Origin of the sequence: Enterobacter cloacae complex sp. XAL002 (assembly GCF_049236805.1) — a bacterium.
Taxonomy (GTDB): Bacteria; Pseudomonadota; Gammaproteobacteria; order Enterobacterales; family Enterobacteriaceae; genus Enterobacter; species Enterobacter intestinihominis.
The window spans coordinates 1-6,225 of sequence record NZ_JBMKJN010000047.1; the positions used below are offsets into that span (position 1 = coordinate 1).

The window sequence follows — 6,225 nt, forward strand, 5'->3', positions numbered from 1 at the left end:
CTGCCAGGCATCAATCAGAAAGAACCCCGTACCGGAAGGTGCGGGGTTTTTTGCTTTATGCGTTCTGAAAAGTCGGGTGGTGGCCCCACCTTACCCGCCCTACATGCTTTCCCTCCTTGAAACTTTCTCACCTTTCGCTTGCAGACTCGACATTAAGCCCGTTTCTGGGTATCGTTAGCTGTCTGGATGTCTAAACGTTTATACGTATGCTGTGAGGATTTAAGGTTATGCCGATTCGGGTGCAGGACGAGCTACCAGCCGTCAATTTCTTGCGTGAAGAGAATGTCTTCGTCATGACGGCTTCGCGTGCGACAGGTCAGGAAATTCGCCCGCTGAAGGTGCTTATTCTCAATCTGATGCCAAAAAAGATCGAAACGGAGAACCAGTTCCTGCGTTTGCTCTCCAACTCTCCGCTTCAGGTTGATATCCAGCTGCTGCGCATTGACGCCCGTGAGTCACGCAACACGCCTGCTGAGCATCTGAATAACTTCTACTGTAATTTTGAAGATATTCGCGATGAGAATTTCGATGGACTGATCGTCACCGGCGCACCGCTGGGTCTGGTGGAATTTAATGACGTTGCCTACTGGCCACAAATCAGGCAGGTGCTGGAGTGGGCAAAAGATCACGTCACGTCCACCTTATTTGTCTGTTGGGCGGTACAGGCCGCGCTGAATATCCTCTATGGCATTCCCAAGCAAACCCGCAGCGACAAACTTTCTGGCGTATACGAACACCACATTCTTCACCCGCATGCGCTGCTGACGCGTGGTTTCGATGACACTTTCCTGGCTCCGCATTCTCGCTACGCCGATTTTCCGGCACAGCTGATCCGCGATTACACCGACCTGGAAATCCTGGCCGAAACGGAAGACGGCGATGCCTACCTGTTCGCCAGTAAAGACAAACGCATCGCGTTCGTTACCGGCCATCCTGAGTACGATCCGCATACCCTCGCGTCAGAGTATTTTCGTGACGTTGAAGCGGGTCTGAATCCGGATGTCCCGTACAACTATTTCCCGAAAAACGATCCGCAAAACACGCCTCGGGCAACCTGGCGTAGTCACGGAAATCTGCTGTTCACTAACTGGCTCAACTATTACGTCTACCAGATTACGCCGTACGATCTGCGCCACATGAATCCGACGCTGGAATCGTCTGCATTAAACGATCCTAAAGCGTTTCAGCTATTCAGATCAGGCACCTTAGGGTGCCTTTTTTATTTTCGAAAACCAACTCAACATCGTGAAAAACTTTAATCTCATATTAATCATACAGTTGTGATTGGATATGAATTAAAATGGAAATTGTTTTTGATTTTGGAAAAATTATAGATAGTCTTAATTCTGCTGAGCGAAAACTAAACAACGATCTTTCGCTCGCATCGGGGGCGTGATTTTGGATCTTTGATGAGGAGCAGAACGATGACTCAACAGGCAACAACGGTCGATGAACTGACCTTTACCCAGCCGAATGGTGAGCAAGAACAGCAAGTTTTGACGGCAGAAGCGGTAGAGTTTCTGACTGAACTGGTGACTCGCTTTACGCCACAGCGTAATAAACTGCTGGCGGCACGCATTCATCAACAGCAGGAGATCGATAACGGCAAGTTGCCAGGGTTTATTTCGGAAACCGCTTCCATTCGTCATGGTGAATGGAAAATTCGCGGAATCCCTGAAGATTTACAGGATCGTCGCGTAGAGATCACCGGCCCGGTAGAGCGCAAAATGGTGATTAACGCCATGAATGCCAACGTCAAAGTATTTATGGCGGACTTCGAAGATTCCCTCGCGCCGGACTGGCAGAAAGTTATCGACGGGCAGATCAACCTGGGCGACGCCGTCAACGGCACCATCAGCTATACCAACGAAGCCGGTAAAATTTACCAGCTCAAACCGAATCCGGCGGTGCTGATCTGCCGCGTACGCGGTCTGCATTTGCCAGAAAAACACGTTACGTGGCGCGGAGAAGCGATTCCGGGCAGCCTGTTCGACTTTGCGCTGTACTTCTTCCACAACCATAAGAACCTGCTGGCGAAAGGCAGCGGCCCCTATTTCTATCTGCCAAAAACCCAGTCCTGGCAGGAAGCGGCGTGGTGGAGTGAAGTCTTCAGCTACGCAGAAGACCGCTTCAGCCTGCCGCGCGGCACCATTAAGGCCACGCTGCTGATTGAAACCCTGCCAGCCGTATTCCAGATGCATGAGATCCTCCATGCGCTGCGTGACCATATTGTGGGCCTGAACTGCGGCCGCTGGGATTACATCTTCAGCTACATCAAAACCCTGAAAAACCATGCCGACCGGGTATTGCCGGATCGTCAGGTTGTGACCATGGATAAACCCTTCCTCAGCGCCTACTCGCGCCTGCTGATTAAGACCTGCCACAAACGCGGCGCCTTTGCGATGGGCGGCATGGCGGCGTTTATCCCGAGCAAAGACGCAGAGCGTAACAATCAGGTGCTCAACAAGGTGAAAGCCGATAAAGAGCTGGAAGCCCGTAACGGCCACGACGGGACGTGGATTGCCCACCCCGGTCTGGCCGACACGGCGATGGAGGTCTTCAACCGCGTACTCGGCGACAACAAAAACCAGCTGTTTGTCACCCGTGAAGACGATGCGCCAATCGCAGAAGAACAGTTGCTTGCGCCGTGTGCGGGCGAGCGTACGGAAGAGGGCATGCGCGCCAATATTCGCGTCGCCGTGCAGTACATCGAGGCATGGATCTCCGGCAACGGCTGCGTGCCGATCTACGGCCTGATGGAAGATGCCGCCACGGCGGAAATTTCACGTACCTCCATCTGGCAGTGGATCCATCATCAAAAAACGCTCAGCAACGGCAAACCGGTCACCAAAGCCCTGTTCCGTCAGATGCTGGCCGAAGAGATGCGGGTCATCCAGGACGAACTGGGCGAGCACCGCTTCAGCAGCGGGCGTTTTAATGACGCTGCGCGCCTGATGGAGCAAATCACCACCTCTGATGACTTAATCGACTTCCTGACCCTGCCGGGCTACCGCTTCCTGGCGTAATTCACCACATAACAATATGGAGCATCTGCACATGAAAACCCGTACCCAACAGATCGAAGAGTTACAAAAAGAGTGGACCCAACCGCGCTGGGAAGGCATTCACCGTCCGTACAGCGCAGAGGAAGTGGTGAAGTTACGCGGCTCGGTTAACCCGGAGTGTACGCTGGCGCAGAACGGCGCGGCGAAAATGTGGGATCTGCTGCACGGGGGGTCTAAAAAAGGTTATATCAACAGCCTCGGCGCACTGACTGGCGGTCAGGCATTGCAGCAGGCGAAGGCCGGCATTGAAGCTATCTATCTTTCCGGCTGGCAGGTCGCGGCGGATGCTAACCTGGCCTCCAGCATGTATCCGGATCAATCTCTTTATCCGGCGAACTCGGTGCCGTCAGTGGTAGATCGGATCAACAATACCTTCCGCCGTGCGGATCAGATCCAGTGGGCGGCGGGCATCGAGCCCCACGATCCGCGCTTTACTGATTATTTCCTGCCGATCGTCGCCGATGCGGAAGCCGGTTTCGGCGGCGTGTTGAACGCCTTTGAGCTGATGAAATCGATGATTGAGGCCGGTGCAGCGGCCGTACACTTTGAAGATCAGCTGGCGTCGGTGAAGAAGTGTGGGCATATGGGCGGGAAAGTGCTGGTGCCAACTCAGGAAGCGATCCAGAAGCTGGTTGCCGCGCGTCTGGCTGCTGACGTGCTCGGCGTGCCGACGCTGGTCATTGCCCGTACCGATGCGGACGCGGCGGACCTGATCACCTCTGACTGCGACCCGTACGACAGCGAATTCATCACCGGCGAACGCACCAGCGAAGGGTTCTATCGCACGCATGCCGGTATTGAACAGGCGATCAGCCGCGGCCTGGCGTATGCCCCTTACGCCGACCTGGTCTGGTGTGAAACCTCCACGCCGGATCTGGCGCTGGCGAAGCGCTTTGCCGATGCGATTCATGCGAAATATCCGGGCAAGCTGCTGGCCTATAACTGTTCACCGTCCTTTAACTGGCAAAAAAATCTGGACGACACGACCATCGCCAGCTTCCAGCAGCAGCTGTCGGATATGGGCTACAAGTACCAGTTCATCACCCTGGCGGGTATCCACAGCATGTGGTTCAACATGTTCGACCTGGCGCATGCCTACGCACAGGGCGAAGGCATGAAGCACTATGTTGAGAAGGTACAGCAGCCAGAATTTGCGGCGGGCAAAGAGGGTTACACCTTCGTTTCGCACCAGCAGGAGGTGGGAACCGGCTATTTCGATAATGTGACCACGATTATTCAGGGCGGGACTTCCTCCGTCACGGCATTAACGGGTTCAACGGAAGAAGCACAGTTCTGATCTTTCCCCCTCTCCCCCCTCGGGGAGAGGGTTGGGGTGAGGGGAATATATGTCGCGTGGTCTGGAATTACTGATAGCCCAAACTATTTTGCAGGGCTTCGATGCCCAGTATGGCCGCTTTCTGGAAGTCACATCCGGCGCGCAACAGCGTTTTGAGCACGCCGACTGGCATGCGGTTCAGCAGGCCATGAAGCAGCGTATCCATCTCTATGATCACCACGTAGGTCTGGTGGTGGAACAACTGCGCTGTATTACCGACGGTAAAAGCCCGGATGCGGAATTTTTACTGCGCGTGAAAGAGCACTACACCCATCTGTTACCCGACTACCCGCGCTTCGAGATTGCGGAGAGCTTTTTCAACTCCGTCTATTGCCGGTTATTTGACCACCGCTCATTATCTCCTGAGCGGTTATTTATCTTCAGCTCCCAGCCCGAGCGACGCTTCCGTACCATTCCGCGTCCGCTGGCGAAAGATTTCTTTCCCGATCGCGGGTGGGAAAAGCTCCTGCACCGCGTCTTAACAGATTTGCCGCTGCGCCTGCCGTGGCAGAATAAACCCCGGGATATCGGCTATATCCACGCGTATCTCAGTGAAACCTTCGGCGAGGCGGTGCTCAGCCGCAGCCATTTGCAGGTTGCCAACGAGCTTTTCTACCGCAATAAGGCCGCCTGGCTGGTGGGTAAACTGGTTACGCCGACAGCCATCGTGCCGTTTCTGCTGCCCATTCACCGTACCGACGACGGCGAACTGTTTGTCGATACCTGCCTGACTACCAGCGCTGAGGCGAGTATCGTATTTGGCTTCGCCCGCTCCTATTTCATGGTCTACGCCCCGCTGCCCGCCGCCCTGGTGGAGTGGCTGCGCGAGATCCTGCCGGGCAAAACCACCGCCGAGCTGTATATGGCGATTGGCTGTCAGAAGCATGCCAAAACGGAGAGTTATCGGGAATACCTGCGTTATGTCACCACGGCTGATGAGCAGTTTATCGAAGCGCCGGGTATCCGCGGCATGGTGATGCTGGTCTTCACGCTGCCGGGCTTTGATCGGGTGTTTAAGGTGATTAAGGATAAATTCGCCCCGCAGAAAGAGATGACCGCAGCCCACGTCCGTGCCTGCTATCAGCTGGTAAAAGAGCACGATCGCGTCGGGCGAATGGCCGATACCCAGGAGTTTGAAAACTTTGTGCTGGATAAGCAGCAGATCGATCCGGCGCTAATGACGCTGCTCATGCAGGAAGCGCCGACGAAAATTACCGATCTTGGCGATAAGATTGCGATCAGCCATCTCTACATTGAGCGCCGTATGGTGCCGCTAAATATCTGGCTGGAACAGTCAGAGGGCCAGGCTTTACGTGATGCCATCGAAGAGTACGGCAACGCCATCCGCCAGCTCGCCGCTGCCAATATTTTCCCCGGGGATATGCTGTTTAAAAACTTCGGCGTCACCCGTCACGGGCGGGTGGTGTTCTACGATTACGATGAAATTTGCTACATGACCGAGGTGAACTTCCGCGATATCCCGCCGCCGCGCTACCCGGAAGATGAACTGTCCAGCGAGCCTTGGTACAGCGTCTCGCCGGGCGATGTGTTTCCGGAGGAGTTTCGCCACTGGCTGTGTGCGGACCCACGCATCGGGCCGTTATTTGAAGAGATGCATGCCGATCTGTTCCGCGCCAGCTACTGGCGCGGGCTGCAAACGCGGATTAAAAACGGGCACGTGGAAGATGTCTACGCTTACCGCCGCAAGCAGCGGTTTTGCATCCGCTTTTCTCCCTCTCCCGCAGGGTAAGGGCATCATGTTTTCTCCCTCTCCCTGTGGGCTGAGGGATCCCCAGTAATTTTTTTATGCAGAAGCAATAAAGT

The 6,225-nt window shown here is 54.8% G+C and carries 3 protein-coding genes and 1 pseudogene; all 4 read left to right on the forward strand.

Annotation, left to right across the window (positions count from 1 at the left end; all coding sequences use genetic code 11):
• Positions 1-227: 227 nt before the first annotated feature.
• Positions 228-1,154, forward strand: a pseudogene (gene metA / locus ACOT0L_RS23555) (homoserine O-succinyltransferase MetA); the annotation flags it as partial.
• A gap of 270 nt (positions 1,155-1,424) precedes the next feature.
• Positions 1,425-3,026 carry a malate synthase A gene (gene aceB, locus ACOT0L_RS23560; RefSeq protein WP_126504398.1) on the forward strand — a complete coding sequence of 534 codons (1,602 nt, stop codon included), beginning with the start codon at positions 1,425-1,427 and terminating at the stop codon, positions 3,024-3,026.
• Positions 3,027-3,057: 31 nt separating this feature from the next.
• Entirely contained in the window at positions 3,058-4,362 is a 1,305-nt protein-coding gene (gene aceA, locus ACOT0L_RS23565) for an isocitrate lyase (protein ID WP_126504400.1), read from the forward strand.
• A gap of 49 nt (positions 4,363-4,411) precedes the next feature.
• The gene (gene aceK, locus ACOT0L_RS23570) at positions 4,412-6,151 is read left to right on the forward strand and encodes a bifunctional isocitrate dehydrogenase kinase/phosphatase (RefSeq protein WP_058677321.1); all 1,740 of its coding nucleotides are present in this window, start codon (positions 4,412-4,414) and stop codon (positions 6,149-6,151) included.
• The last annotated feature ends 74 nt before the right edge of the window (positions 6,152-6,225 follow it).